This window comes from Corallococcus sp. AB038B, from assembly GCF_003668955.1.
Classification (GTDB): domain Bacteria; phylum Myxococcota; class Myxococcia; order Myxococcales; family Myxococcaceae; genus Corallococcus; species Corallococcus exiguus.
Genome location: NZ_RAWO01000231.1, coordinates 1 through 409 on the forward strand (window position 1 = coordinate 1; position 409 = coordinate 409).

Below are 409 nucleotides of genomic sequence, written 5' to 3' on the forward strand. Positions count from 1 at the left end.
CAGATTCGAGGCCATGTCGGGGTTGCACCGTAACAGGAGCGGGTGGGTTGCGCGGGACTTCCGTGCTCGGGCGCGCATGGCTTGCGACAATCCATGCGCCACTGCTGTACTGCGCGCGCCCCCATGAAAAAGCCCACGCCTTCCGGACATCGCTCCTGGGAAATGAGTCGGCGCGCCTTCCTCGGTGGCTCGGCCGCTGTCACGGCCCTGGCCACGGTGGACGCCACCGCGAACCCGCCGGGGCACGCTGCTCCTTCCTCCAGTCCGTTCGAACTGGAGGAGGCCACCATCGTCGACCTCCAGGCCGGCCTGCGCGAAGGGAAGTACACCGCGCACGGCCTCACGGAGCGCTACCTGGCGCGCATCGCGGCCATGGACCGCACCGGCTCGCTGCCGCTCCTGTCCGTCA

General features: G+C 69.2%; 1 protein-coding gene. It reads left to right on the forward strand.

All coding sequences use genetic code 11. The features are described 5' to 3' along the window. Nucleotides 1-162: 162 nt before the first annotated feature. On the forward strand, nt 163-409 hold a 247-nt coding region (locus D7Y04_RS43130), incomplete at its 3' end, for a twin-arginine translocation signal domain-containing protein (protein WP_121763084.1).